This window comes from Amycolatopsis japonica (genome assembly GCF_000732925.1).
Lineage (GTDB): Bacteria > Actinomycetota > Actinomycetes > Mycobacteriales > Pseudonocardiaceae > Amycolatopsis > Amycolatopsis japonica.
In genome coordinates, this window is record NZ_CP008953.1 from 2324030 (window position 1) to 2347396 (window position 23367).

Below are 23367 nucleotides of genomic sequence, written 5' to 3' on the forward strand. Positions count from 1 at the left end.
AGGTCCTTTCCTTGCAAAATTTGCGAGGAAAGGACCTTTCATTGCATTCCGGGGCGGGGTCTCGATCACCGGGATCACGAAACGGATTCGGAACCGTCGCTTTCTCGCCGTCGCCCCGCCTTGCGCGGGGGAAATCGGCAGGCTGGCGCCCGGGGGCGCGCGAGGGTGCGCGCCGTATGGGGGGAGAGCGAATCCATGAGTCCTGCCCGGAAAAGAGGGATCCTGATCGGCGCCGCGCTGGCGGTGGTCGCCATCGTGGTGGCCGCGGTGGTGCTGCTGGTCAGGGAGGATCGGGCGCCGGCGGCCTCCGGCGGTGGCCAGGGTGACTCCACCGAGAGCGCGCAGGAGAGCCCGGCGCAGGTCGCCGGCCGGTTCCTGCGGTTGTTCGACATGGGCGACCTGAACACCGCCCCGGTCGACGACCCGGCGGCGGCCACGACGGCCCTGTCCGGGACGCGCGCGGCGCTCAACGGGGCGTCGGTGAGGACGTCGCTCGGCGAGGTCCCGACGACGCCGGGCAACGCGACCACGACGTCGGCCACGTTCCACGTCGCGTGGACGTTCGCGGGCACCAGCGTCTGGAAGTACGAGGGCAAGCTCGAACTGGTGCGCAACGCCGGGAAATGGGTCGTCCGCTGGGCGATGTCGGTGATCCACCCGAAACTCGAAGCCGGGCAGAGGCTTTCCGTCGCCCCCGTTTCGGCCAAGCCGGTCGTGGCCGACCGCGACGGCAAGGCGCTTGTCGGCGGTGACGCGACGGGGGTCGCGCCGATCCTGCAGGGAGCGTTGTCCAAGGTCGCCTCCGGGGAGAGCAGCGGCGCCGGAGCGACCGTCACCGTGTCGCGCGTCGACGTCTCCGGCAAACCGGTCGAGACGCTCTTCGGGCAGGCCGCCGAGACCGACAAGCCGCTGGTTTCGACCTTGAGCGTGGCGTCCCAGAACGCCGCTCAGAAGGCCGTCGACGGCTTCGGGGGACCGGCGATCATCGTCGCGATGAAGACCTCGGGCGAACTCCTGGCGGTCGCGCAGAACGGCGCCGCCGGGAACCAGCCGAAGGCGCTCAACGGCCTGTACTCGCCGGGTTCGGCCTTCAAGATCGCCACGGCGACCGCGGCGCTGCAGCAGGGTGGCGTCTCCGCCGACTCCCAGGTGGCGTGCCCGGGCAGTGAGCAGATCGGGACCCGCACGCTCAAGAACGACAACGGGTTCGACCTGGGGACCGTCTCGCTGAAGACGGCGTTCGCCGCGTCGTGCAACACGACCTTCGGACGGCTCGCCGGGCAGTTGCCCGCGGACGGCCTCGCGAAGGCGGCGACGCAGCTCGGCCTCAACGCCGACTTCGAAATCCCGGGCCTGTCGACGGAGGCCGGGAAGGTGGAGCCGTCGGGCAGCGGTGACGAGCAGGTCGAGGCCGGGATCGGCCAGGGCAGGGTGCAGGTCAGCCCGCTGGGCGCGGCGCTCATGGCCGCGACGGTCGCGACGGGGAAACCGGTCGTGCCGAAGCTGTGGCAGGGGCTGGAGACCAAGGTCAACGCCGGTTACCAGGCTCCGCCTGCCGGGGTGCTGAACCAGGTCCGCGCGATGATGCGCGAGGTCTGCACGACGGGGACCGCGAAAGCGTTGAAGGGCAGCGGAGCCGTCTTCGGCAAGACCGGTACGGCGCAGTTCGGCTCGGGCGCCGACGCCAACGGCTGGTTCGTCGGCTATCGCGGTGACGTCGCCTTCGCCGTCATGCTCGAAGGGTCCAACGACTCCAAGCCCGCGGTCCAGCTGGCGGCGAAGTTCCTGGCGGGCTGACGCTTCGGCCGCCGCCGAACCGTGCGTCTTCTACGGTGAAGGCATGGAAACGATCGCACTGGCCGAGGTCGCGGCCGTGCTCGCCGATCCGAGCCGCGCGTCGATGTGTCTCGCGCTGCTCGACGGGCGCGCCTGGACGGTGACCGAGCTGGCGGGTGCGGCCGAGGTGACCGCGTCGACGGCGAGCGAGCACGTGACGAAGCTGACCGATGCCGGTTTCGTCGTGCGGGTCAAGCAGGGGAGACACAGTTACGTCCGGATAGCCGACCCCCGGGTGGCCGAGCTGATCGAGCATTTGGCCCAGCACGCCGAACACCGGCCGGTGAAGGGACTGCGGTCTTCCGTGCGGGTGAAGCGGCTCGAATTCGCCAGGACCTGCTACGACCACCTCGCCGGGACGGTCGGTGTCGCGCTGCGGGACGGGATGCTCACCACCGGGCTGATCGACGACGCCGGCGGTTTGACGCTGACCGGGCGCGGGCGCGAGGTGCTCGACACGCTGGGGGTGGAGATCGACGGCGGCCGCCGCCCGATGCTGCGCGACTGTCTGGATTGGACAGTGCGCCGTGATCATTTGGCGGGCCGGGTCGCCGCGGCGTTACTGTCTCACGGAGTGAGCGCCGGCTGGTTGTCCCGTGAGGGCAACCGCGCGGTGAAAGTCCTTCCCGCGGCGGAAGAACCGTTCGCGGAACTCGGTGTCGACCTGGTGGCCCTGCGCAGTCCGTAGTGGACAGTCTGTAACACAGGTTATCCGGACGCTTTTCGACCGGTACACGAACGTGTGACGATCACCGCCTCACTATTCTGGAGCCCTCACGGCGACCGGAACGGGAGGCGACATGGAGCAGCTCCCGCTCATCCTCGGCACCGGTGGTGCGGTGCTTCTCGTCGCCGTCATCGCCGTCCGGGTGTCGATCCGCGTCGGCCTTCCCTCGCTGCTGCTGTACCTGGGGATGGGTGTCCTGCTCGGCGAAGCCGGGTTCGGCATCCAGTACGACAACCCCGAGCTCACCCAGTCGCTCGGCCTCGCCGCGCTGGTGATGATCCTGTCCGAAGGTGGCCTCACCACCCGGTGGACGGCCGTGAAACCCTCGCTGGGCATCGGAATCGCACTGTCCACAGTGGCCGTCGCGGTGAGTATCGCGGTCACCGGCGCGGCTTTGCACTGGTTGCTGGGCCTGGACTGGCGGATGGCGTTGCTGTGGGGCGCGGTCCTCGCTTCGACCGACGCCGCCGCGGTCTTCTCCGTGCTGAGATCGGCGGGCATCGGGAAGCGGCTCGTGGGCGCGCTGGAGATCGAGTCCGGGATCAACGACGCCCCGGCCTACATTGCGGTCGTCGTCCTCGCCGAGGGCGCGACCGTCGACTGGTCGCTGCCGCTGCTGGTGGTCTACGAACTCGCCGCCGGGTTGGTGATCGGCCTGGCCTTCGGCTGGGGCGGGGCGTTCGCGCTGCGCCGGGCGGCGCTGCCCGCCACCGGTCTGTACCCGCTGGCCACCGTCGCGGTGTGCGTCGTGGCGTACTCGAGCGGGCAGCTCGCCCACGCGTCGGGCCTGCTCGCCACTTACGTCGCGGCCCTGGTGCTGGGGAATTCGAAGCTGCCGCACCGGTCGGACACGCTTTCCTTCGCCGAAGGGCTCGGCTGGCTCGCGCAGATCGGCCTGTTCGTGCTTCTCGGCCTGTTCGCGTCGCCGAGCAGGATCTTCGAGAGCCTGGTCCAGGGCCTGGTCGCGGGAGCGGTCGTGTTGCTGCTGGCGCGCCCGTTGTCGGTGCTCCTGTCGGCGCTGCCGTTCAAGATCCCCTGGCGAGAACAGGTGTTCCTGTCGTGGGCCGGGTTGCGCGGTGCGGTCCCGATCGTGCTCGCGCTGATCCCGCTGTCGTCCGGGGTGCCCGGCGCACAGGAGCTGGTCGACGCGGTGTTCGTGCTGGTCATCGTGCTGACGCTGCTCCAAGGGGCGACGTTGACCCCGCTCGCGCGAGCGCTCGGGCTGGCCCAGCACGCCGAAGCGCACGAGATCGACGTCGACTCCGCGCCGCTCGACGAGATGGGCGCGGAACTCCTGCAAGTCCGGATCAACACCGGGTCGAAGATGCACGGCGTCTACCTGGCCGAGCTGCGGCTGCCGGTGGGGGCGACGATCAGCCTCCTCGTCCGCGACGGCACCGGCTTCACGCCGAACAAGAACACGCGGCTTCAGGAACGCGACCAGTTACTCGTCGTGACCACCTCCGAAGCCCGTGACGCGGCCGAACGACGCCTGCGGGCCGTCGACCGCGCGGGCCGTCTGGCCAGGTGGAAGGGCGAATCCGGCCAGTAGGTCACGTACCGGCACCAGCTGTTCGTCGGTTGATCTCAGAAAATTCTTCCCTTCTGTACTCCTTTTGGATTACTTTCCCCGCAATCGACTCCATCGAATGGGTGAGTGTCACGGGGTAAGGAGTACGCAAGGTGACGAAACTTCCTGCGCGGTTCGCCGGTCTGGGGGCCTCGGTGGCACTCGTCGGGGTGGTTCTCGCCGCCCCGACGGCCACGGCGGCCGGTGCCTTTCCCGCGTTCGGGCTGCCCTTCGAGACGGGCCAATCGGTCTACTCGGCGGGGATCCACTCGGACAACGGGAACTCCGGCGTGAAGAACGCCATCGACTTCAGCCCCGGCGACAGGACCGTTCGCGCCCCGCTGGCGGGCACCGTCCGGATCCAGCACTGCTCCGGCGGCGACTGGGTGACCGTCGACCACGACGGCGGCTGGCGCACCGGGTACTACCACATGGAGAACATTTCGGTCACCGACGGCCAGAAGGTCGCCCCCGGCGACGCCCTCGGCCGGACCGGCAACGCGCTGCCCTGCGGTGGCAGCAGCACCGGCGCCCATGTGCACTTCACCTTGTGGACCCTGCCCACGGCCGCCGCCCAGGGTGGCGACTCGCGCGACTTCGGGGTCGGCGCCGGCAACTGGAACGGCAAGTCCTACGACGAGGTCTCGACCACGGTCGCCGAGGCCTACGGCGAGGCGGTCGACGGCAAGACCTTCGGCGGCTGGCAGTTCACCGCGGGCACCGATCAGTACTCGGGTACCGCGACCGAGGTCTCCTCCCGCGCGACCATCGGACTGCCCGGCCGTTTCCGGGTCTGACCTGCCGTTGCCCGGCGCGGCGCGGCGCCGGGCAACGGCTCTTCCCGCTTGCGGAGTACGTGAGCGGCGTCTCAAGATGCGGACGAGGGCTGGCTCGATCGCCCGCCCATCCGCTAACTTCGTCCGTAGGTCACGAGTGTCAGCGTCAAGCCCCGGCTAGCTGACCGGCAACCCTCCTTCCGCGGTGGGGTGCCCCGGGTGAGGACCTGGCTCGTCGCGTGGTGCGACGGGCAAGCGCGGGATCCTCGTCGGGTCCCCTGGCCCGGAGGATGATGATGACCCTCGCTCTCGAACGCACCGGCACCCCTGCTGAAACCGTTGCCACGCAAGAAATCCCGACGGTCGCGGGTGCCGGTCTGCGGGTTCCGCTGGTCACCGGCGGCGACATCGGTTACGCCAACCTCGATCACGCGGCGAGCGCCCCCTGTCTGGACAAGGTGCGGGCCGCGGTCGACGAGTTCCTGCCCTGGTACGCCAGCGTGCACCGCGGGGCCGGGTTCGCCTCGCAGGTCTCCACCAAGCTCTACGAGCGCACCCGCGGAATCCTGCGAAACTTCGTCGACGCTCGATCGACCGACACCGTCGTGTTCACCCGCAACACCACCGATTCCTTCAACCTTCTCGCCCGCAGCCTGCCGAAGCACACGTCGGTCGTCGTGTTCGACACTGAGCACCACGCCGCGCTGCTGCCGTGGAAGGGGCCGAACGTTCGCCGGATCGAGACGCCGCGCACCCGCCTCGCCGCGGTGTCCGCTGTGGACGAAGCGCTCGCGGACTGCCCGCAGGGGCCGCGGCTGGTCGTGCTCACCGGCGCGTCCAACGTGACCGGGGAACTGTTGCCGGTCAAGGAGATCGCGGCCGTCGCGCGGCGGCACGGCGCCCGGATCGCGCTCGACGCGGCGCAGCTCGCGCCGCACCGGAAGATCTCGGTGCGCGAACTGGACGTCGACTACGTCGCGCTGTCGGGCCACAAGCTGTACGCGCCTTTCGGTGCCGGCGCGCTGATCGGCCGCGCCGACTGGCTGCGCGCGGCCCAGCCGTACCTCGCCGGCGGCGGAGCGACGAAGCTCGTCAGCCGTGACTCCGTGGTCTGGAATTCCGGACCTGAGCGGCACGAAGCCGGTTCCCCCAACACTGTCGGCGTCTACGCGCTCGGTGTCGCCTGCGAGACGCTGGCCGCGAACTGGGACGGCGTCGTCGCCCACGAAGAGGAACTGCTGGCGCGGCTGCGTCGCGGTCTCGCCGCCATCCCCGGCTTCGCCGAACTGCGGCTGTTCGACGCGCCGGTCGACCGCGTCGGCACGCTCAGCTTCGTCGTCGACGGCTTCGACCCTGGCTGGCTCGCCGCGGTCCTTTCCGCGGAGTACGGCATCGGCGTGCGGGACGGCGCGTTCTGCGCGCACGTGGCGACCAAACGGCTGATCGCCGTCGCCGGTTCGACGGGCCAGCAGGCCGTGCGCGTGAGCCTCGGCCTGGGCAGCACGACCGAACACGTGGACCGGATCGTCCTGGCGCTGCGCCAGATCGTCGCCCGCGGCGCGCGCTGGCAGTACGAGAAGCCGGAAGGCCGCTGGGTGCCGGAAAACGATCCGCGCGAACTGCCCCCGTTCTGCGCCTGACCCACTACCCTCACCCCGCATGGGGAACGAGCGACCGCGTTACTGGTTTCCGCTGGCGCTGCTGGGATTCGCCCAGCTGGCCGTGGTGGCCCTGTCCGTCGGCTCGCGCCGGTCCGAAGGGTGGTTCGCCTACGTGCCCAACGGGGACGGCGGCATGTTCGGCTCCGTCCAGAGCGCGGGGACGCCCCTGACCGCGGTTTCGGCCGGGGCCATCGGCAGGATGGACAACTGGCTGTTCGCCGTGTTCGCGGTCTACCTCGGCACGGTGCTGTTCTACGCCCTTCGGACGAAGACCATGCCGTGGTGGAAGGTCGCCGCGATCGCGGTCGGCGGACTGGTCGCCATCGCGCTGGCCGACCTGGTCGGCTACTGGGAATTCGAACTCGACGGCGACACCCGGAGCGCGATCCTGCTGACGGTCGGCCTGGTGCTGCTGGCCTGGCTGGAACGCAGTGTGCTGGTGCTCGTCGTGGCGGCGGCGTTCGTGGTCTGCGCGGTCGTGCCGCCGCAAGGACAGCTCGCGCTGGTGCTGTCGTCGCTGGTCGCGCTCGCCGGGGCGTTCGCGGCCCTGCTGAGCAGGCCGAAGGCGGCCGCCGAGGAGGCCTGAACCCGCTCAGTGGACAATGGGGGAGTGAGTACAGAGCCCGAAACCGCGCCACCATCGCCGCCGCTGCCCAAGAAGCGCGTCGCCGTGGTGTTCGTCGTCGCCGCGGTGCTGTGGGGGATCGACCTCCTCACCAAGCAGATCGCCGTGTCCACGCTCGAGGGCAAGCAGCCGGTCGAGTTCCTCGGCGGGCTCGTGTACTTCCAGCTGGTGCGCAACCCCGGTGCCGCCTTCTCGATGGCGACCGGGCTGACCTGGGTGCTCGCGCTGGTCGCGATCGCCGTCGTGATCGCCATCGTCTGGCTGTCGCGGCGGCTGCGCTCGGTCGGCTGGGCGATCGGCCTCGGCCTGGTGCTGGCCGGCGCGCTCGGCAACCTGACCGACCGCATCTTCCGCGCCCCCGGCCCGCTGCAGGGGCACGTGGTCGACATGATCTCCGCCTTCGCGCCGAACGGGCAGGGCTGGGCGATCTTCAACGTCGCCGACTCCGCGATCTGCGTCGGCGGCGTGCTCATCGTGATCCTTTCCTTGCTGGGCAAGGACTACGACGGAACATCCACAAAGGACAAGAAGAAGGCGGCGACCGAATGAGCGCGCGCATGCTGCCCGTCCCCGACGGGCTCGACGGAATGCGCGTCGACGCGGGGCTGGCGAAGCTGCTGGGACTTTCCCGCACCGTCGTGGCGGAACTGGCCGAATCCGGCGAGATCCACCTCGACGGCAAGCCCGCCGGGAAGTCGGACCGGCTGACCGCCGGCGGACTGCTCGAAGTGACGCTGCCCGATCCGGCCTCGGCCGTCGAGGTCGTCGCGGAACCCGTCGAGGGCATGAAGATCCTGCACGACGATGACGACATCGTGGTGATCTCGAAGCCGGTCGGCGTCGCCGTGCACCCGAGCCCCGGCTGGACCGGGCCGACCGTCGTCGGCGGGCTCGCCGCCGCCGGGCTGCGGATCGCGACCTCCGGCGCGGCCGAACGCCAGGGCGTCGTGCACCGGCTGGACGCCGGCACCACCGGCGTGATGGTCGTCGCGAAGAGCGAGCACGCGTACACCGTGCTGAAGCGGGCGTTCAAGGAACGCACCGTCGACAAGGGCTACCACGCCATCGTGCAGGGCCACCCGGACCCGACGCGCGGCACCATCGACGCGCCGATCGACCGGCACCCCCGGCACGACTACAAGTTCGCCGTCGTCCAGGGCGGGCGGCCCAGCGTCACGCACTACGAGGTCGTCGAGGCCTTCCGTGCCGCGTCGCTGGCGCAGATCAAGCTGGAGACCGGCCGCACGCACCAGATCCGCGTGCACTTCTCGGCGCTCAAGCATCCGTGCGTCGGCGATCTGACCTACGGCGCCGACCCCGTGCTGGCGCGCAAGCTCGGGCTTTCGCGGCAGTGGCTGCACGCGAAGACGCTCGGCTTCGCGCACCCGGCCGACGGGCGCTGGGTCGAGTTCGAGTCGGAGTACCCGGACGACCTGGCGAACGCGCTGCGGATCCTGCAGGACGAGAACTAGCCCCTTTCCGCATTTAGTCCTCTGAATGCGGGCGGGTACGTGAAGGACCCCTTCATTGCGTCTAGCGCAGTGAAGGGGTCCTTCACGTACTTGTGAGGCGACAGAATCGGTGCCGGATGTCATGAAAGGGCTGTTCAGGACGAAATGTGTCCTGAACGGCCCTTTCATGACATCCGGGCAGCCGCGAAGGCCGAGTCCGCTTGTCCGTGAAGGCCTCCTTGAGGGACCCAGAGTCCCTCAAGGAGGCCTTCACTGCCGTTGCCTCGCCGTGACCTGAAGAGCCGCATTTAGTCCTCTGAATGCGGAAAGGGGGCGCGCTAGTCCTCGATCGACCAGGTCAGCGTGCGCTCGTCGGGCTCCGGCCGCGGCGACCAGCGCACGGCGACCACGCGGGTGGCGTCCGGCAGCACGTAGACGGTGTGCCCGCCGAGGGTTTCGCCGGGCCGGACGCCGATCTTGTGCGGCGGCCGCGACGTCAGCGAGACCGGCGCCTTCGCGATCGGCTTGCCGTCCGCGGTGAGCAGTTCGAGGTAGTTGTCCGGAAGCGACACGAACGGGATGTTCCCGCGGTTGGTGATCTCCGTGTGCACCACGACCGACCGTTCCCCGGCCTCCAGTGAGTAGCCCGCCGCGCTGAACAGGTAGTCCGCCGGGTCCTGGACCTCGAGCAACTGGACGGTGAGCTGCTCGCCCTCCAGGCCCTGGGTCTCCATCACGTCGCCGGTCCGGCCCTTCTTGCCCTCCGGGGCGGCCTGCGGGGTGACCTGCTGTTCGTCGCCGCGTGCCCAGGACGCGGTCTGGGGCACACCCCAGGTGCTCATCACCGGGTCGGCGGGCGCCATCGGCGGCGGGGCGAACTGCTGCTGCGGCGGGGCGGGCGGACGCGGCGGTGGCTGCGGCGGCGCCATCGGCTGGCGCACCGGGGCCGACGGCGGACCGGGGTAGCGGCCCGAAGGCGTGCCGTGCACGTTGTACGCGCCCGAAGGCGTCCCCTGGACGTTGTACGGCCCCGAGGGAGTGCCCTGGATGTTGTGCGGTCCGGAGTGCCCCGGCGGACGCTGGGGTTGTTGAGGGGGCTGCTGGGCCCAGGAGGGCGGCGAGCCGGCGATGGCGGAGCGTAGCCCGTTCGGGTCGCTCTCCACGCCCACGAGCAGGGGCAACCCGCTGCCCGAGAGGGCGACCAGGCGGTACGCGACCTCGCGCGGATCCATCCCGACCTTCGCCGCGAGTTCGTGTACGGCCGCCTTGCCCAGGTCCGCGAGGGCGGCGAGCAGGCGGATGTCCACGGGATCGGTCACGGCCACGTCGGGGAACGCTACCGTCTCGCCTCCGGCGCCGCGGGGAGAGGCCGCAAATCCCGGCTTCGGTAGTACTCGCTCTCCATTAGGGTCGGGGATACCGCCTCCAACGACCACTGGGGAAAGAAAACATGAGCGAAGTCTCCGCCCTCGCCGACGAGTTCGTCGAAGCCCTCTTCGACGCCGAGCCGGTCATGCCCGCTTTGCAGGGCTTCCGTCCGGAATCGACCGGGCTCACCGATCTCAGCGAGGCCGCGGGGGACGCTTTCCGCGCGCGGCTGGCCGGGCTCGCCGAGCGGGCCGAGGCACTCGCCACCGACGGTTTGAGCGCGGAGGAGAAGACCACCCGTGACGTCCTGATCGCGATGGCGCGGGCGAGGATCGCCCTGCTGGACTCGCGGTTCGTCGAGTTCACCATCAGCGACCTGTTCATCTCGCCCGCCGCCGAGGTGCTCACCGTGCTGCCGATGATGTCGGTCGGCACGGACGCGCAGGCGGAGGCCCATCTCGGGCGGATCGCCGCGATCCCGGAGTACCTGCGGCAGGCCGCGCAGCGGCACCGGGACGGCGTCGCCCGCGGCCTGGTCCCGGTCGCTTACCTGGTCGACGCCGCCGTCGCGTACCTCGACCGCCACCTCGCCGAGCCCTCGGCCGATCCGCTGCTGCGCCAGCCCGCGCCGAACGAGGACTTCGAGACCCGCCGCGCCGACCTGCTGCGCGACACCGTCCGTCCCGCGATCGCCGAGTACCGGGAGGTGCTCGCGAAGGAGATCGCGCCGCACGGCCGCCCCGAGGACAAGCCCGGCGTCTGCTGGCTGCCCGACGGCGAGCGCCTCTACGCCCTGCTCGCCGAGATGCACACCACGACCGTCCGCACCCCGCGTGAGCTGCACCAGACCGGTCTCGACGTGATCGCGGGCCTCGCCGGCGAGTACCGCGAGTACGGCTCCCGGGTGTTCGGCACCAGCGACCTCCAGGAGATCTTCACCAAGCTCCGCACCGACCCGGACCTGCGCTGGTCCAGCGCAGACGAGATGCTCGACTCGGCCCGCGCGGCCATCACCAGGGCCGAGGCCGAGGCACCGAACTGGTTCGGCCGGATCCCGCCGCAGCCGTGGACGGTCGAGGCGGTCCCCGCCGAATCCGCGCCCGGCGCGCCCGCCGCGTACTACATGTGGCCCGCGGTCGACGGCTCCCGCCCCGGCATCTACTTCGCCAACACCCACAAGGCGGAGGAGCGGTTCCGGCACGCGGCCGAGGCGACGGCCTTCCACGAGGCCATCCCCGGCCACCACTTCCAGCTGAGCCTCGCGCAGGGGCTCACCGAGCTCCCGTTGCTGCGCCGCATCGGCGACTTCACCGCGTACGCCGAGGGCTGGGGCCTGTACACCGAGCGCCTCGCCGACGAGATGGGCCTGTATTCCGACGACATCGCGAAGCTCGGCATGCTGACCATGGATTCGATGCGCGCCGGACGGCTGGTCGTCGACACCGGGCTGCACGCGCTGGGCTGGAGCCGCCGCCAGGCCATCGACTTCCTCACCGAGAACACACCGATGGCGCTCGTGGAGATCGAGTCCGAAGTGGACCGGTACATCGCCTTCCCCGGCCAGGCGCTGTCGTACATGGTGGGACGGCTGGAGATCCAGCGCATCCGCGCCGCGGCCGAGCTGACGCTGGGCAGCCGGTTCGACATCAAGGCGTTCCACGACGTCGTGCTCGGCGGCGGTTCGCTGCCGCTTTCGGTGCTGGACGGTGTGGTCCGCGACTGGGTGAAGGGCCACGGCGACACCCCGAACGGCCTCGCCGAGGAGCTGATGGAGCTCAAGTTCGAGGAGCTTCCGCTGTGGCGCTCCCTGCTCGGCCTCCCCGGCGACGAAGGCTCCCTGCCGGACCCGAGCGCGGAGGCCGCTGCCGCTCAGCGCGCGTCGGCGGTCGCCATCGCCGAGCGGGCCGAAGCCCTTGCCGCCGAAGGACTTTCCCCGGCCGAGGCGGTCACCCGCGAGGTCGTGATCCAGCAGGCGAAGGCGATGGTCGACGTCATCGATTCGCGCGCCGCGGAGTTCTCGGTCAGCGACGGGCTGGCCTCGCCCGCGCTGTTCCTGCTCAACGAGCTCGCGGTGCTGTCGCTGAACGACGAGGAGAAGGTCCGCGGTTACCTGAAGCGGCTGGAGGGCCTCGGCGCCTACCTGGACGCCCTGATCGTGCGCCAGCGCGCGGCCGCGGCCGACGGGCTGGTCCCGCCCGGCTTCCTCGTCGAAGGCGGGATCGCTTACGTGGAGCGCTATCTCGGCGACGAGGCGGGCGATCCGCTGGCGCTCACCGCGTCCGTTTCCGTGGAGGGCTACGAGACCGAACGGGACCGGTTGCTGGCCGAGGTCGTCCGGCCCGCCTACACCCGGTATCGCGACTTCCTCGCCACCGAGCTGCGTCCCGTGGCGAAGTCCGAAAAGGAGCCGGGTCTCTGCGCGCTTCCCGGCGGGCAGGAGAAGTACGCCGCGCTGATCCGGGCGCACACGTCCACGGAGCGCACGGCGCAGGATCTGCACGACACCGGCCTCGGCATGATCGCGAAACTGGCCGACCAGTATCGCGAGCTGGGCGAGAAGATCTTCGGTACCAAGGATCTCGACGAGATCTTCGAACGGCTGCGTACCGACCCGGCGCTGCGCTGGCGAGACGGCGACGAGCTGCTCACCGCCGCGCGTGACGCCATCCTGCGTGCCGAAGCCGTCGCGCCGGAGTGGTTCTCGACCGTTCCCGAGGAACGGTGCGAGGTCGAGCCGGTCCCGCCCGCGGAGGCACCCGGCGGCACGCTGGCGTACTACATCGAGGCGTCGCTCGACGGTTCGCGGCCGGGTACCTACTACGCGAACACCTACGAGGCCGAGCAGCGCCCGAAGCACACGAGCGAGGCGATCGCCTTCCACGAAGCCGTTCCGGGGCACCACTTCCAGATCTGCATCGCGCACAAGCTCAAGGGCCTGCCGATGTTGCGCGGACACGCCGACGTCAACGCCTACGTCGAAGGCTGGGGTCTCTACTCCGAGCGCCTCGCCGACGAGATGGGCCTGTACTCGAGCGACCTGACCAGGTTCGGCATGCTCACCCAGGATTCGATGCGCGCCGGGCGGCTGGTCGTCGACACCGGGATGCACGCGCTCGGCTGGAGCCGTCAGCAGGCCGTCGACTACCTGGCCGAGAACACGCCGATGGCCAGGATGGAGATCGAGGCCGAGATCGACCGCTACGCCGCCGTTCCGGGGCAGGCGCTGTCGTACATGGTGGGACGGCTGGAGATCGAGCGGATCCGCGCCGAGGCCGAGGCCGCGCTCGGGGACCGGTTCGACATCAAGGGCTTCCACGAGGTCGTGCTGAGCAACGGCATCCTGCCGCTGCGGGTCCTGGACGACGTGGTGAAGGAGTGGGTGGCCGCGCAGTGAGCCGGAACACAGGCGAAGTGCGTGGTCCCGGCGCATACTGTCGCTAAGCGAGCGCTCAGTAACTTCACGAGGAGATGCGGATGAGGATCGGGACCGCGATCAGCTACGCCGGCGGGTTCGCCGAGAGCGTGGCCGACATCGTCGAACTGGAGAAGGCCGGGCTGGACATCGTCTTCGTCCCCGAGGCCTATTCGTTCGACGCGGTCAGCCAGCTCGGCTACGTCGCGGCGAAGACCGATCGCGTCCAGATCGCGTCCGGCATCTTCCAGATCTACACGCGGACGCCGACGCTGACCGCGATGACCGCCGCCGGGCTCGACTTCGTGTCCGACGGCCGGTTCACGCTCGGCATCGGCGCCTCGGGTCCGCAGGTCATCGAGGGTTTCCACGGCGTGAAGTACGACGCTCCGCTCGGGCGCACGCGCGAGATCATCGACATCTGCCGTCAGGTGTGGCGGCGGGAGAAGGTGGTGCACTCCGGTACGCACTACTCGATCCCGCTGCCACCCGAGCAGGGCACGGGGCTCGGCAAACCGCTGAAGCTGATCAACCACCCGGTGCGCGAGCGGATCCCGATCCTGCTGGCGTCCATCGGCCCGAAGAACGTCGCGCTCACCGCCGAGCTCGCCGAAGGCTGGGAGCCGATCTTCTTCCACCCCGAGAAGGCCGCGGATGTCTGGGGCGCGTCCCTGGCCGAGGGCAAGGCGAAGCGCGACCCGTCGCTGGGCGAGCTGGACACCTTCGTCGGCACAGCGCTGGCGATCGGTGATGACGTCGAAGGGATGCTGGACCACCTTCGCGGCATGCTGGCGCTCTACATCGGCGGTATGGGTGCGCGCGGCAAGAACTTCTACAACAGTCTCGCCCAGCGGTACGGCTACGAGGCCGAGGCGAAGCTCATCCAGGACCTTTACCTGGACGGAAAGAAGGAAGAAGCCGCCGCGGCGGTGCCGAAGGAACTGATCAGGGCGATCTCGCTGATCGGTCCCGAGGGTTACGTCAAGGAGCGGCTGGCCGCCTTCCGCGAGGCCGGTGCGACCACGCTGGTGGTCAACCCGCTGCTGCCCGGCCGAGAGGCCCGCGTGGCGCAGGTTTCGAAGCTGCGCGAACTCGTCGACTAGGCGCGCAGGGGGAGGCGAACCTCTCACCTGTATCGATACGGTATACTTGACCTGCGCCGGTGTACCCCCTTCGTGGTCAAAAAACGGCCTCCCGGTGGAAAGAGAACGTGAATCACGCCTGAACGGCGGGGAAATCCGCCATTATCAGGAGTGAAAGCGAGACCTCGGGGGAATCCGTTCGCGACGAAGGTGAGGTGCCTCGCGTGCGCAAGCAGATCGGCGAGCCGTCCGCCGCGGTCCTGGACGTCGGGTCGTTCAGTGCACGGCTGGTCGTCCTGGCCAAGGGTGGTTCGCCACTCGACCCCGTGCTGAGCCACCAGACGCGGCTGCGGCTGGACCGGGAACTCGACGATGACGGGAACCTGACCCGGCGCGGCATCGACGCGGTCTCCTCCGCGGTCGAGGCCGGGATGACCATGGCCGCCAAGCACGGCGTCGAGGACGTTTACCCGCTCGCCACGTCGTCGATCCGCGACGCGGCCAACGTGAAGCAGGTCGTCTGCGACGTCGCGAAGGCGACCGGGGTCAAACTGCGCTTCCTCACCGGCCGCCGCGAGGCGGAGTTGGCTTACGTCGGCGCGCGCCGCTGGTACGGGGCTTCCGCCGGACGGCTGCTCGTGCTCGACATCGGCGGCGGGACCGTCGAACTCGCCGCGGGGGACGCCGAGGAGGCCGGGTTCGCGCATTCGCTGCCGCTCGGCGCGCGCTCGCTGACCCGGGACTGGTTCAGCACCGAATGCCCGTCGCCCAAGGTCGTGCGGGCGATGCGGGAACACGTGCTCGACGAGGTCAGCGACGCGATGCGGGACGTCCTGCCGCAGATCCGCGACCATCACGCCGTCGGCTGCTCCAAGGTGCTGCGGCAGCTCGCCCGGCTCGCCGGCGACCGGCCGTCCCGCTCCAGGGAACTGCACCTGGACGACCTCCGCGCGTGGATCCCGCGGCTGGCGAAGCTGCCCGCGAAACGCCGCGCCGAACTGCCGGGCATTTCGCGCCAGCGTTCGCATCAGGCGCTCGCGGGCGCGATCGTCGCCGAGGCGTTGCTGACGCTTTCGGGTGGTCAGGTCGCCATCTGCCCGTGGTCCACCAGGGACGGACTGCTGCTCGGCATGCTCGACGGGTTGGTCACGCTGGACGGCAAACCGGCGAAAGCCGCCTGAAGACTGGCGCATCCGGCCGCGAACGGGTACCCCGGACACATGAGGGAAAGCAAGAAGAGCTTCGGGCAGGACGACGAAGAAGACCTCGACGACCTCCGCGGGATCCAGCCGAAGACCGACGTGCCGAGCGCGCCCAACCGTGACGTCGGGCCGCACGGCACCAAGGAGGTCGACGACGTGCCGGGTGGCGGCGAGGCGCCGATCGAACCGCCGGACTGACGGGTATCACGCGTCCTTCGGCTGCCTCCTCGCCGGAGCGCGGCCCGCGGGCTGTGTCGGCGCCGGGCCCGGGTCGATCGCCGGGATCGGCAGCCGCACCGGCTCGGCGGTCACCGTGAACGTCTCGCCGTGGTGCGCCAGTTCCAGTGGTTCCCCGGTGATCACGTGGTAGGTCGCGCTCTCGCCGTCGATCTCGACCTGGAACCGGGTGCCGCGGAAGGTCAGCCGGAACGCGATCCGCCGCAGTTGTGGCGGCAGCCGCGGCGCGAAGGTCAGCCGCCCGCCGTGGTCACGCAGCCCGCCGAATCCGGCGACGGTGCCTTGCCACGCGCCGGCCAGCGAGGCAAGGTGCAGTCCGTTGCGGACGTTGTTGTGCACGTCGTGCAGGTCGGTGAGCGCCGCCTCGGCGAGGTAGTCGTAGGCCAGTTCGAGATGCCCGACCTCGGCCGCCACCACGGCCTGCGTTCCCGCGGACAGCGAGGAATCCCGCACGGTGATCGCCTCGTAGTAGGCGAAGTCGCGCGCTTTCTGTTCAGGGGTGAAGGAATCCCCGCACAGATGCAGCGCCAGCACCAGATCGGCCTGTTTGACCACCTGCTTGCGGTACAGGTCGAAGTACGGGAAGTTCAGCAGCAGCGGGTAGAAATCCAGGTCCGTGGCCGCGAAATCCCACTCGTCGTGCTCCAGGAACCCTTCGGACTGCGGATGCACGCCGAGGTCCTCGTCGTAGGGCACCAGCATCGCGTCGGCGGCCTTGCGCCACAACGCGACCTCGTCTTCGCCGACCTCGAACCGCCGGGCGATGTCGTCGTGCTGGCCGACGATTTCCGCGGCGTAGAACAGATTCCGGCGGGCCATCAGATTCGTGTAGACGTTGTTGTCCGCCACCGCGGAGTACTCGTCCGGCCCGGTGACCCCGTCGATCCGGAACCGGCCCCGCCGGTCGAAATGCCCCAGTGACAACCACATCCGCGCGGTCTCGAGGAGCAGCTCCGCGCCGCAGGTCCGCATGAACTCGTCGTCGCCGGTGGCGTTGAGATACCGCACGACGGCGTCGGAGATGTCCGCGCTGACGTGGAACGCCGCCGTGCCCGCCGGCCAGTACGCCGAACATTCCGCGCCGTTGATGGACCGCCAGGGGAACGCGGCTCCGCGTAAACCCAGCTGTGTCGCCCTTTCCCGCGCTTTGTCCAAAGTGGAGTGGCGCCAGCGCAGGGCGTCGCGGGCGGCGTCCGGCATGCTGTAGGTGAGCACGGGCAGGACGAAGGTCTCGGTGTCCCAGAACGCGTGGCCGTCGTAGCCGGGGCCGGTCAAACCCTTGCCCGCCAACGCCCTCGTCTCACCGCGGGCCCCGGCCTGCAGGAGATGGAAGAGCGCGAACCGCACGGCCTGCTGCAGTTCCGGGTCGCCGTCGATCTCGATGTCCGAGGTCTCCCAGAAATCGTCGAGGAACTCCTTCTGTTCGGCGAGCAGTCCCTTCCAGCCGGTCTGCCGGGCCCCGGCCAGCGCGGCCTCGACCTGCGCGCGCACCGCGGGCACCGAACGCTGCGCGGACCAGCCGTAGGCGAGGAACTTGGTGATCCGCAGGCGGCCGCCCTTGGGCACGTCGACGGCGATGGTGAGCCGCGCGAGGTCGTCCTCGGCCTCGATATGCGTGCGCACGCCGTCGGAGACGTCGATCTTATGGTCCATCGCGGCGGCCATCCGCAACCCGGATCGCCGGGTCTGGTGCACCAGCACCGCGTGATACGCCTCCGCGTGGTGATATTCGCCGACCAGCGGCGATTCCAGCGCCGCCGCGACCCGCGGATCGCGCGTGTCGGACTCGATGGGCTCGTTCGCCAGCAGATCCGACTGCACCACCAGCTGGAGATCGTCGTCGAGCGGTTCGACCTCGTACCGGATCGCGGCGACGGCGCGCTGGGTGAACGAGACCAGGCGTTCGGTCTTCACCCGGACGCGGCGACCGGTCGGCGAGGACCAGACGGTGTCGCGCGCGAGGGTGCCCTTCCGGAAGTCGAGCACGCGGTCGTGTTCGGTGGCCTGGCCGTAGCGCATGTCGAGCGGTTCGTCCTCGACCAGCAGCCGGAGGATCTTGCCGTCGGTCACGTTGACGACGGTCTGGCCTTCTTCGGGGTAGCCGTATCCGGTTTCCGCGTACGGAAGGTCGTGCTGCTCGTAGAAACCGTTGAGATAGGTGCCCGGCAGGCCGCGCGGCTCCGCCTCCTCCAGCGTGCCGCGCAGGCCGATGTGCCCGTTGGACACCGCGAACGCCGATTCGGTGCGCTGCAACGCGTCGACGTCCATCCCGTGCCAGCGCAGTTCCCAGGGCGCGACCTCGTAGCCGCGGAAAAGCGCTTCGCTCACTTGCGGTCCTCCAGGAGTTCGGCGAGGTCGTCCACCACGACGTCGGCACCGTGCGCGAGCAGTTCGCCCGCCTGGTGCGCGCGGTTCACCCCGACCACGTAACCGAAACCGCCGTCCTTGCCCGCCTGCACACCCGCGAGCGCGTCCTCGAAGACGGCCGCGTTCGCCGGTGCGACCTCGAACGCCTCGGCGCCGGCGAGGAAGGAATCGGGCGCGGGTTTGCCGCGCAGGTTCTTCTCGGCGATCACGATCCCGTCGATCCGCGTTTCGACGAACTTGGTCAGGTCGGCGGCGTCGAGCACCTTGGCGCCGTTGGCCGACGAAGTGACGACGCCGATACGCAGTCCCGCCGCCTTCGCCGCTTCCAGATACCGGACGGAACCGGGGTACGGCGTCACGCCCTCCTCGTCGATGATCTTCAGCACCAGCTGGTTCTTCCGGTTCCCGACCCCGTTGACGGTGGCGGCGTCGATGTCGTCGTCGGGGTTGCCTTCGGGCAGTTCGATCCCGCGTGAGGTGAGGAAGGTGCGGACGCCGTCGGCCCTGGGCCTTCCGTCGACGTAGGCCGCGTAGTCGGTGTCGGTGAACGGCGAGAACGCGTCACCGTCGCGGGCGCGCAGGAACTCGTCGAACGTGCGCTTCCACGCCGCGCGATGCTGGGCCGCGGTTCCGGTCAGCACGCCGTCGAGGTCGAAGAGACAGGCCGTGATGGTGTCGGGCAGACCGATCATGCCTGGCAACGCTACCCGCGCTCGCCGGTGGGCGCTCGGCTTCGTCAGGCCGCGCGGACCACGAGCGCGACGTGCCGCGCGGCCCGCTCCAGCGGTTCCGGCGACCGATGGACCCGGCTGACCAGCAGGGCGCCTTCGAGGTTGTTCATGATGGCCGTCGCGACGTCTTCGGGATCCTCGACGTCGCCGAGCAGTTCGACGAGCAGCTTGTGCCAGGCGGCGAACGCGTCCTGGCACGCCTTGGTGATCGCGGGGGAGGCGTGCGTCATCTCCAGCGTGATCGTGGCGAGCGGGCAGCCACCGCGGTAGTCGTCGGCGGCCAGTGCTTCACCCGCCTTGCGATACCACCAGGCCACGGCGTCTTCGACCGTCTCGTTGCGCTCGAAGGCTCGGCGGACCGTCTTCGCCACGACGGCGGTGCCGAGTTCGATCGCGGCGACCGCGAGTTGCTCCTTGCCGCCAGGGAAGTGGTGGTACGCCGACCCCCAGGGCGTGCCCGCCTGTTCGACCAGCCGCCGCCACGAAGTCGCCTGGTAGCCCTCACGGCGGAAGAGCGTCATCGCGGTCGAGATCATCCGCTCGCGGGTGGTGGTGTCGGACACGTGGCCCAGCATAGTCCTTGACTAGGACGACCGTCTTAGGAAAGTCTAGGACGATCGTCTTAGGAGGCAGCCATGACCATCGACGTCACCGGGCAGACCAGGCAGAAGACCGTGACCTGGCAGGATCCGCTGCCCACCGCCCGGCTCGGCCGGGAGCTGTCCGGGCTCGAATACCTGACCGGCATCGCCGAGGGCCGGATCCCGCCCGCGCCGATCTCGGCGCATTTCGGCATGCGCTGGGTGAGTGTGGCCGAGGGTGACGTCGTGATCGCCGCGACGCCGGACGAGTCGCTCTACAACCCGATCGGCACCGTGCACGGCGGCGTCGCGGCGACCCTGCTGGATTCGGCGGTGGCGTGCGCGGTGCATTCGACCCTCCCCGCCGGTGTCGGCTACACCTCGGTGGAGCTGAAGGTGAACTACCTGCGCGCGATTTCCGGTTCGGTGGGGGAGATCCGCGCGCACGGCTGGGTCGTGAAGGCCGGTTCGCGCGTCGCGTTCGCCGAGGGCGACATCCGTGACGGGCAGGGCAAGGTGCTCGCGACGGCGTCGAGCACCTGCCTGATCATCAAGCCCTAGAACATTTCCGCGCCGGACGGCACCGGCTGCTTGACGTCCCAGTGCTCCACGATGAGCTCGTCCGCCACGCGGACGATGTCGACGACGGCGGCCCCGGGTTCCTCACCCGGCCGGACGACGTGCAGGTGGACGACGACGTGCTCGTCGTCGGCGATCACGCGTTTCACCGCGACGTCCGCGTCCGCCATCGGTGAATTCCGCATGGCTTCGACGAAAGCGTCACGGCCCGAGGGGAAACCCGGGCTGTGGGTGACGAAATCCGGGTGCACGTTCGCGCCCGCGGCGACGAAGTCCTTGTGCACGAACATGTTCTCGAAGCAGTCGAGGACGATCTTCTTGGCTGTGGTCATAGGAACAGCGTGCACCCGCTGTCGATTACCGCGGAGGTAATGCCTCAGGCCGCGCCCACCTTGCGTTCGAAGACCAGGCCCTCGGCGGCGCGCAACCCGACGCTGATCGCACCGGTCAGCACGCCGTCGTCGCCCAGTTCGCCCTGGACGACCGAAGGGACCAGGGGGGTGAACGAGCGCAGGGCACGGTCGATCGGGTCGAGCAGCAGATCGGCCGCGGTGCCGATGCCGCCGCCGAGCACGATGAGTTCGGGGTCGATCACCGCCGCCACCGACGCCACGGTGTACGCGAGCCTGTCGGCCTCCGCCTCGACGGCGCGCAGGGCGAGTTCGTCCCCGTCGCGGGCGAGGCGGAAGACCTCGCGGGCCGATTTCGCCGTGCCGAGGCCGAGTTCCCGCGCGCCGCGCACGACGGACTGCGCCGCCGTCGCCTCTTCGAGGTGGCCGCGGACCGGCGGGGCGTCCTCGCCCTCACTCGCCGCGTGCGACTGGCCGTAGGGCAGGTAGCCGATCTCGCCCGCCGCACCCGTCGCGCCGCGGAAGACCTGACCGTTCACCATCACGCCCATCCCGACGCCGGTGCCGATGGTGATGCAGCCGAACACGGACGCGCCGCGCGCGGCACCGCGTTCCCATTCGCCGACGGCGGTGAGGTTCGCGTCGTTCTCGACCATGAGGTCCGGGCCGAGGACGCCTTCGAGTTCGTCGAGCAGGCCCGCCTTGCCCCAGCCGGGCAGGTTCGGCGCGTGCCGGAAGCAGCGTTTGTCCGGGTCGGCGACGCCGGGGGAGCCGAGGACCCGCACGACGATGTCCGCCTGCGACAGCCCCGCTTCGCGCACCGTCGCCGCCGCGAGGGCGCCGACGGCGCTGACGAGCGCGGTGCCCGAACGCGAGGTGTTCCGCTCGTCACGGCGGGCGACCACGGTGTGGCCGAGATCCGAGACGGCGACGCGGAGGTGCTCGCGTCCGATGTCGACACCGAGGACGTAACCCGCCGTGGGATCCGCTTCGTAGAGGACGGCGGACCGGCCGGTGCCGGTCGAGGTGTGCCCGGTCGCCCTGGCGAGACCGGCCGCTTCGAGGGCCAGTAACGCTTGGCTCACCGTGGGTTTCGAAAGACCGGTGTCCTTGGCGACTTGGGGCCGCGTCGCCGGGCCGCTGCGGCGCAGGAGGTCCAGCACGGCGCGCTGATTGATCTTCCGCATCCCGGCGGGGGTGCCGACGGGTGGGTTTTCTGCGCCAACCACGAGCTTCGCCTCCTGTCGAACCAAGGTGTTCCACCAAAGTTATCCGCCTCCGGCCCGAAATGGGCAAGAAGGTTTACATTCGGTGGTCCCAGGCGACGATAAACGTGCCCGCGCCGCGAATCGCGCACGCCGCGCGCGAAAAACCGCGATTCACCCGGTATCCGGACGCGTGCTCCCAGTGACCGGTAATGGTCTAGACCAGATGGCGTCAGGCGACGTGACGGCTCGCCGGCCGCCGGAATCCCCTGTGCTGCCGGGGTCGTTCGGGGGCTTCGCCGGTCTCGTGGCCGGTTTCCGCGCTGTGGGAACCCGGATGGTCGGCCGTCGTCGCCGGGCTGGGGCGGTTGCGGAGCCGGTGCTGCCGGTTCACCACGTACAGCAACAGCAGTCCGGCGACGACCAACCCATGGGTGAGCACGCGTCCGGCGGTCACCTGACCGGTGACGAGGTCGCCCGCCGACAACGCCAGCAGGAGTGCGACGAAACCGGTCAGCGCGGGCAGCTGCCCGGACGCCGCCTTCGTGCGGAAGGCCGCCCAGCCGAGCCCGACGCCGACGGCGAGGTTCCACGCGCTGCTTTCGTGGGAAAGGTGCCCGATCAGGGATTCCGTGCCGTGTCCCGCGGTGTGGTCTTCGACGCCCAGCAGCTGGGCGAAGGCGAGGCCGAGCTGCGCGATCGCGACCAGGGCGAGCGCGATCCTGGCCGGCCAGCCCTCACTCGGCGGGGCGGGGGTGCGTTCGAGGATGACGGCGGTGAGGTCCGGGACCGGGGGCGCCGGACGCAGCAGCAGCGTCCGGTGCAGCCGTTCGGCGCGCGAGAGCCAGGACCGGCAGGCGGCGCAGCCTGCCACGTGCCGGTCGACCACCTCGGGCGGGGCGGGTTCGGTTTCGCCGTCGAGCCGGGCCGACAGGGCCTCGCGGCAGGTCTCGCACTTCACGTCTCACTTGTCGGGCGCGGGCCTGCCCCGGTTCCCGGGACGCTGCTACGTTTCTCGTATGGCCGGGGCGCGCAACCACGACGACGAGCGGGTGACCGAGCTCGCTCTCGCCGCCGCCCGCGGCGACCGGCGGGCGCTCGAGGACTGGGTGCGTGCCACCCAGGCGGACGTCTGGCGTTTCGTCGCGCACCTCGCCGACGTCGCCGCCGCCGACGATCTCACCCAGGAGACGTACCTCCGCGCGTTCGGCAGCCTGCGCCGGTTCGCCGGCCGGTCGTCCTCGCGGACCTGGCTCCTGTCGATCGCGCGCCGGGTGGTCGTCGACCGTATCCGGGCGGCTTCGGCGCGCCCGAAGCTCGCCGACGTCGACTGGGAGGCCACCGCCGAACGTCGCGGCGCCCGCCAGGCCGAGGGGGTCGCCGGGTTCGAAGACCTGGTGGAGCTGCGGATGCTGCTCGACGGGCTCGACCCGGAGCGGCGCGAGGTCCTCGTGCTCACCCAGGTGCTGGGCCTCTCCTACGCCGAGGCCGCCGAGATCTGCGGCTGCCCGGTCGGCACCGTGCGTTCGCGCGTCGCGCGCGCCCGCGAAGACCTGCTCGAAGCGGGCCGGGAGCGCGACTCCATCTGACGCCCGCCTGTGGCGCGT

At 70.1% G+C, this 23367-nt stretch carries 21 protein-coding genes and 1 riboswitch; of the genes, 14 read left to right on the forward strand and 7 right to left on the reverse strand.

Features of this window, described 5'->3' with window-relative positions:
- Window positions 1–195: 195 nt before the first annotated feature.
- The 8 genes from AJAP_RS11345 (at window position 196) to AJAP_RS11380 (ending at window position 8667) form a co-directional block, all read left to right on the forward strand.
- Window positions 196–1797 carry a penicillin-binding transpeptidase domain-containing protein gene (locus tag AJAP_RS11345; RefSeq protein WP_038510457.1) on the forward strand — a complete coding sequence of 534 codons (1602 nt, stop codon included), beginning with the start codon at window positions 196–198 and terminating at the stop codon, window positions 1795–1797.
- Window positions 1798–1840: 43 nt separating this feature from the next.
- Window positions 1841–2524 (forward strand): ArsR/SmtB family transcription factor, encoded by a 684-nt coding sequence (locus AJAP_RS11350; RefSeq protein ID WP_038510460.1) that lies wholly within the window; start codon window positions 1841–1843, stop codon window positions 2522–2524.
- A gap of 112 nt (window positions 2525–2636) precedes the next feature.
- Entirely contained in the window at window positions 2637–4115 is a 1479-nt protein-coding gene (locus AJAP_RS11355; protein WP_038510463.1) for a potassium/proton antiporter, read from the forward strand.
- Between the two features lie 131 nt (window positions 4116–4246).
- Window positions 4247–4930 (forward strand): M23 family metallopeptidase, encoded by a 684-nt coding sequence (locus AJAP_RS11360; RefSeq protein WP_038510466.1) that lies wholly within the window; start codon window positions 4247–4249, stop codon window positions 4928–4930.
- 128 nt (window positions 4931–5058) lie between these two features.
- Window positions 5059–5173, forward strand: a riboswitch (SAM riboswitch).
- Between the two features lie 32 nt (window positions 5174–5205).
- Complete coding sequence (locus tag AJAP_RS11365; protein ID WP_038510469.1) at window positions 5206–6549, forward strand: aminotransferase class V-fold PLP-dependent enzyme; 1344 nt, start codon at window positions 5206–5208, stop codon at window positions 6547–6549.
- A 19-nt stretch (window positions 6550–6568) separates the two neighbouring features.
- Window positions 6569–7156, forward strand: a complete 588-nt coding sequence (locus tag AJAP_RS11370) for a hypothetical protein (protein WP_038510471.1) — start codon at window positions 6569–6571, stop codon at window positions 7154–7156.
- 24 nt (window positions 7157–7180) lie between these two features.
- Window positions 7181–7744 carry a signal peptidase II gene (gene lspA, locus AJAP_RS11375; RefSeq protein ID WP_037344928.1) on the forward strand — a complete coding sequence of 188 codons (564 nt, stop codon included), beginning with the start codon at window positions 7181–7183 and terminating at the stop codon, window positions 7742–7744.
- Window positions 7741–8667, forward strand: coding sequence for an RluA family pseudouridine synthase (locus tag AJAP_RS11380; RefSeq protein ID WP_038510474.1), 927 nt, complete (start codon window positions 7741–7743; stop codon window positions 8665–8667). Before lspA ends, AJAP_RS11380 begins: the two co-directional genes overlap by 4 nt.
- A 317-nt stretch (window positions 8668–8984) precedes the next feature.
- On the opposite strand, the gene AJAP_RS11385 is transcribed toward AJAP_RS11380, so the two are convergent.
- Complete coding sequence (locus AJAP_RS11385; protein ID WP_038510476.1) at window positions 8985–9971, reverse strand: AsnC family protein; 987 nt, start codon at window positions 9969–9971, stop codon at window positions 8985–8987.
- 125 nt (window positions 9972–10096) lie between these two features.
- Here AJAP_RS11385 and AJAP_RS11390 point away from each other — a divergent pair, with 125 nt between their 5' ends.
- From AJAP_RS11390 to AJAP_RS11405, 4 genes are all read left to right on the forward strand, one after another.
- Window positions 10097–13408, forward strand: a complete 3312-nt coding sequence (locus AJAP_RS11390; protein ID WP_038510479.1) for a DUF885 domain-containing protein — start codon at window positions 10097–10099, stop codon at window positions 13406–13408.
- A gap of 80 nt (window positions 13409–13488) precedes the next feature.
- Window positions 13489–14529 carry an LLM class F420-dependent oxidoreductase gene (locus AJAP_RS11395; RefSeq protein ID WP_038510482.1) on the forward strand — a complete coding sequence of 347 codons (1041 nt, stop codon included), beginning with the start codon at window positions 13489–13491 and terminating at the stop codon, window positions 14527–14529.
- Window positions 14530–14732: 203 nt separating this feature from the next.
- On the forward strand, window positions 14733–15689 hold the full coding sequence (locus AJAP_RS11400; RefSeq protein WP_038510484.1) for a Ppx/GppA phosphatase family protein: 957 nt from the start codon (window positions 14733–14735) through the stop codon (window positions 15687–15689).
- 39 nt (window positions 15690–15728) lie between these two features.
- Window positions 15729–15908: a hypothetical protein gene (locus AJAP_RS11405; RefSeq protein ID WP_038510487.1), complete on the forward strand. Its 180-nt coding sequence runs from the start codon at window positions 15729–15731 to the stop codon at window positions 15906–15908.
- A 6-nt stretch (window positions 15909–15914) separates the two neighbouring features.
- Here the strand turns inward: AJAP_RS11405 and AJAP_RS11410 are convergent, their stop codons facing one another.
- From AJAP_RS11410 to AJAP_RS11420, 3 genes are read right to left on the reverse strand one after another with little or no spacing between them, the layout of a single operon-like run.
- On the reverse strand, window positions 15915–18215 hold the full coding sequence (locus AJAP_RS11410) for a glycoside hydrolase family 65 protein (protein WP_148311680.1): 2301 nt from the start codon (window positions 18213–18215) through the stop codon (window positions 15915–15917).
- 56 nt (window positions 18216–18271) lie between these two features.
- Window positions 18272–19006, reverse strand: coding sequence for an HAD family hydrolase (locus tag AJAP_RS11415; protein WP_038510490.1), 735 nt, complete (start codon window positions 19004–19006; stop codon window positions 18272–18274).
- A 44-nt stretch (window positions 19007–19050) separates the two neighbouring features.
- Window positions 19051–19608, reverse strand: a complete 558-nt coding sequence (locus AJAP_RS11420; protein ID WP_228694907.1) for a TetR/AcrR family transcriptional regulator — start codon at window positions 19606–19608, stop codon at window positions 19051–19053.
- A gap of 72 nt (window positions 19609–19680) precedes the next feature.
- On the opposite strand from AJAP_RS11420, the gene AJAP_RS11425 reads away from it, so the two are divergent.
- A complete protein-coding gene (locus tag AJAP_RS11425) occupies window positions 19681–20187 on the forward strand; it encodes a PaaI family thioesterase (protein ID WP_038510496.1) in 507 nt (168 codons plus the stop codon).
- Here AJAP_RS11425 and AJAP_RS11430 read toward each other — a convergent pair.
- From AJAP_RS11430 to AJAP_RS11440, 3 genes are all read right to left on the reverse strand, one after another.
- Complete coding sequence (locus AJAP_RS11430) at window positions 20184–20537, reverse strand: nuclear transport factor 2 family protein (RefSeq protein ID WP_038510499.1); 354 nt, start codon at window positions 20535–20537, stop codon at window positions 20184–20186. The two genes, AJAP_RS11425 and AJAP_RS11430, sit on opposite strands and share 4 nt — an antisense overlap.
- 44 nt (window positions 20538–20581) lie before the next feature.
- On the reverse strand, window positions 20582–21784 hold the full coding sequence (locus AJAP_RS11435) for an ROK family transcriptional regulator (protein ID WP_037344942.1): 1203 nt from the start codon (window positions 21782–21784) through the stop codon (window positions 20582–20584).
- 208 nt (window positions 21785–21992) lie between these two features.
- Window positions 21993–22721 carry a zf-HC2 domain-containing protein gene (locus AJAP_RS11440; RefSeq protein WP_038510502.1) on the reverse strand — a complete coding sequence of 243 codons (729 nt, stop codon included), beginning with the start codon at window positions 22719–22721 and terminating at the stop codon, window positions 21993–21995.
- Window positions 22722–22779: 58 nt separating this feature from the next.
- On the opposite strand from AJAP_RS11440, the gene sigC reads away from it, so the two are divergent.
- The gene (gene sigC, locus AJAP_RS11445) at window positions 22780–23349 is read left to right on the forward strand and encodes an RNA polymerase sigma factor SigC (RefSeq protein ID WP_038510505.1); all 570 of its coding nucleotides are present in this window, start codon (window positions 22780–22782) and stop codon (window positions 23347–23349) included.
- Window positions 23350–23367: the final 18 nt, after the last annotated feature.

What these genes read in the sequence shown, in the direction of transcription:
- AJAP_RS11345 (WP_038510457.1), top strand. Translation starts at nt 196, where the DNA reads ATGAGTCCTGCCCGGAAAAGAGGGATCCTGATCGGCGCCGCGCTGGCG.
- AJAP_RS11350 (WP_038510460.1), top strand. Translation starts at nt 1,841, where the DNA reads ATGGAAACGATCGCACTGGCCGAGGTCGCGGCCGTGCTCGCCGATCCG.
- AJAP_RS11355 (WP_038510463.1), top strand. Translation starts at nt 2,637, where the DNA reads ATGGAGCAGCTCCCGCTCATCCTCGGCACCGGTGGTGCGGTGCTTCTC.
- AJAP_RS11365 (WP_038510469.1), top strand. Translation starts at nt 5,206, where the DNA reads ATGACCCTCGCTCTCGAACGCACCGGCACCCCTGCTGAAACCGTTGCC.
- AJAP_RS11370 (WP_038510471.1), top strand. Translation starts at nt 6,569, where the DNA reads ATGGGGAACGAGCGACCGCGTTACTGGTTTCCGCTGGCGCTGCTGGGA.
- AJAP_RS11380 (WP_038510474.1), top strand. Translation starts at nt 7,741, where the DNA reads ATGAGCGCGCGCATGCTGCCCGTCCCCGACGGGCTCGACGGAATGCGC.
- AJAP_RS11390 (WP_038510479.1), top strand. Translation starts at nt 10,097, where the DNA reads ATGAGCGAAGTCTCCGCCCTCGCCGACGAGTTCGTCGAAGCCCTCTTC.
- AJAP_RS11395 (WP_038510482.1), top strand. Translation starts at nt 13,489, where the DNA reads ATGAGGATCGGGACCGCGATCAGCTACGCCGGCGGGTTCGCCGAGAGC.
- AJAP_RS11405 (WP_038510487.1), top strand. Translation starts at nt 15,729, where the DNA reads ATGAGGGAAAGCAAGAAGAGCTTCGGGCAGGACGACGAAGAAGACCTC.
- AJAP_RS11410 (WP_148311680.1), bottom strand. Translation starts at nt 18,215, where the DNA reads ATGGACGTCGACGCGTTGCAGCGCACCGAATCGGCGTTCGCGGTGTCC.
- AJAP_RS11415 (WP_038510490.1), bottom strand. Translation starts at nt 19,006, where the DNA reads ATGATCGGTCTGCCCGACACCATCACGGCCTGTCTCTTCGACCTCGAC.
- AJAP_RS11425 (WP_038510496.1), top strand. Translation starts at nt 19,681, where the DNA reads ATGACCATCGACGTCACCGGGCAGACCAGGCAGAAGACCGTGACCTGG.
- AJAP_RS11430 (WP_038510499.1), bottom strand. Translation starts at nt 20,537, where the DNA reads ATGACCACAGCCAAGAAGATCGTCCTCGACTGCTTCGAGAACATGTTC.
- sigC (WP_038510505.1), top strand. Translation starts at nt 22,780, where the DNA reads ATGGCCGGGGCGCGCAACCACGACGACGAGCGGGTGACCGAGCTCGCT.